At 58.6% G+C, this 2,105-nt stretch carries 3 protein-coding genes; 2 read left to right on the top strand and 1 reads right to left on the bottom strand.

Annotated elements, in window-relative coordinates:
- Positions 1-69 precede the first annotated feature (69 nt).
- The gene (locus tag Q4E95_RS13160) at positions 70-669 is read right to left on the bottom strand and encodes a recombinase family protein (protein WP_038573372.1); all 600 of its coding nucleotides are present in this window, start codon (positions 667-669) and stop codon (positions 70-72) included.
- A gap of 231 nt (positions 670-900) precedes the next feature.
- Here Q4E95_RS13160 and Q4E95_RS13155 point away from each other — a divergent pair, with 231 nt between their 5' ends.
- Both Q4E95_RS13155 and Q4E95_RS13150 read left to right on the top strand, forming a co-directional pair.
- Positions 901-1,248, top strand: coding sequence for a PadR family transcriptional regulator (locus Q4E95_RS13155; protein ID WP_303383730.1), 348 nt, complete (start codon positions 901-903; stop codon positions 1,246-1,248).
- Between the two features lie 12 nt (positions 1,249-1,260).
- Positions 1,261-1,668, top strand: coding sequence for a hypothetical protein (locus Q4E95_RS13150; protein WP_303383729.1), 408 nt, complete (start codon positions 1,261-1,263; stop codon positions 1,666-1,668).
- Positions 1,669-2,105 lie beyond the last annotated feature (437 nt).

Raw genomic sequence — 2,105 nt, 5'->3', positions numbered from 1 at the left:
GGCGAAGGATCTCCCAGCGCTGCATCTCGTCCATCACCATCACCTCACGACCTGGTCATTGTGCCCGCATCAGGCGGGCAGTGCTGACTGTCGTCGTTTAGCACCCTGCAGATGCCGGTACAGTGTTGCCCTCGACCAGCCGACCATGCTCGCGGCGTCTTCGGCACTACGGCCTTTGGCTCTCTCCTCGGCGACGATAGCGAGCTTGCGGTCGACCACCTCTGGATCCACAGGTGGTCGGCCGAAGCGGGTGCCCTGGGCTTTCGCTGCGGCGATGCCGGCGTTGACGCGTTCGGTGATCAGTTCTCGTTCGTACTCAGCCAGAGTCCCCAGCATCCCGAGCATCAGCCGACCCGAGGACGTCTCCGGGTCGATGCCGTCAGAGACCGACTTAATCTTCACCTCTCGTTCGCGCAGCAGGTTCACCGTGTTGAGTACGTCGAGCAGGGATCGGCCCAGCCGGTCGATGCGCCACACCACCACCGTGTCACCGGGTTGGGCATAGGCGAGAAGTTTCTTCATTCCGGGACGCTCGATCGCATTCTTCGCCCCGGAGGTGACATCGCTGAAGACATCACGGTTCTGGACCCCGGCGGTGACCAAGGCGTCGTGTTGAAGTGTCGGATCCTGACCGACGGTGGATACCCGGGTGTAGCCCAACAGTCTCATACCCACCATCATGCCTCACTAAATCCCAGCATGGAAGAAGGCGGGACACTTTTCGGTGAGACAGGTTGGTAAGACATTTTTCGTGTTGGTTTCCGCAGGAGCCGCGGATTTTGAGATGCTCGTTGTGCGTGTCTTGTAAACCTTTAGTTTTTTGAGACTGAGAGTCACGTGTCCGGTAAGTCAGGCCCGCAACTAGTTGCTACAGCGACTACTCTGCTATACGGTGTAGTCATGCCAGAGACTACGAGCTTCGGTGATTGGTTGCGTCCAGCGCTGCCGCTGCTATTACTTCGCTTGCTTATTGATGAGCCGGGACATGGTTACGGTCTCGTCGAGAAGCTCCGCGCCGCAGGTATCTCTGCGCGGGGAACGACCGTGTACCCGCACTTAAGCAAACTGCAGGACGCCGGCTACATCACCAGTCACTGGCAAACACCCGAGACCGGTCCGGCCCGGAAGATCCTCACCATCACCGAGGAGGGCAAAGATCACTACCGGCAACTGCAAGCTCAGTGGCTAGATGTCTGCGGCATCCTCACCGCCACCGTCACCGCGCCGAGCACCACGAACCCCAGCTAGGAGCACAGCACAATGAGTTACCACCATGACCTCGCACATCAACTTCGCCGCCGCGGATGCACAGAAGATGCGGTCGCTGATGTTCTGCACACTGTCGATGAAGCTGTCACGGCTACAGGGAAAAGCCCTGTCGAGGAGTTCGGATCCCCGGAAGACTACGCCGCCCAGTTCTCTGGGCCGCGCAAGCGCACACCGGGACAGGAAGCCCTTGGCGTGTTCGGACTGTTTGGGGTGGTCTGCATGGTCATTTATGGGATCTGGCCTCAGTGGTTCGGGATCACCACCCCTGTACTGGAGCAGTTTGCCGGCCTGATCGCACTACTCGTCCTTCTGGCGATCGGCTGCATCCCGGGCGCATACTTCGACAACAGACTGCCGCGTGGATACAAGCAGCAGCATATCGATAGCACCACCCAGTAATCCGCCGTTTAGCATAGACAGAGGTAAACGCACGACCATCCAACGCCTCTACTGCGGTTTTCTCGGTGGAAGGAAACAACGTGAGCTTCAGGATATTCGGCGCACCTGTAACTTTCCTGGTCATAGGATGTTTATTAATCGCAATGTCCGACGGGCCGTCATCGTGGCATGCTGTAGTCGGCTTCGCCTACCTTGCCCTTGCACTTGTCGCGACTGTCCTCGGCTTGGTGAGGCGACGGGATACAGATCGGCCCTTAGATAGCTACCCAGACGGCGAGAAGGGGTCGCAGCAAATCGAGTGAGCGACGAGGGGCAAAGGAAGCGATGCGGAGGTGTGTGGGCACCGGAGAACATGGCCTACCTTCTGTCTGCCCCGGTGCAGAACACCGCGACACAGAGTCATCAAGATTCCACGCCATATAACGATCACATTCACA

The organism is Kocuria sp. (assembly GCF_030536815.1).
GTDB lineage: Bacteria > Actinomycetota > Actinomycetes > Actinomycetales > Micrococcaceae > Kocuria > Kocuria gwangalliensis.
The sequence above is the reverse complement of the archived record's forward strand: the minus strand, read 5'-3'. Positions and strand labels throughout refer to the sequence as shown.

What these genes read in the sequence shown, in the direction of transcription:
- Q4E95_RS13155 (WP_303383730.1), top strand. Translation starts at nt 901, where the DNA reads ATGCCAGAGACTACGAGCTTCGGTGATTGGTTGCGTCCAGCGCTGCCG.
- Q4E95_RS13150 (WP_303383729.1), top strand. Translation starts at nt 1,261, where the DNA reads ATGAGTTACCACCATGACCTCGCACATCAACTTCGCCGCCGCGGATGC.
- Q4E95_RS13160 (WP_038573372.1), bottom strand. Translation starts at nt 669, where the DNA reads ATGAGACTGTTGGGCTACACCCGGGTATCCACCGTCGGTCAGGATCCG.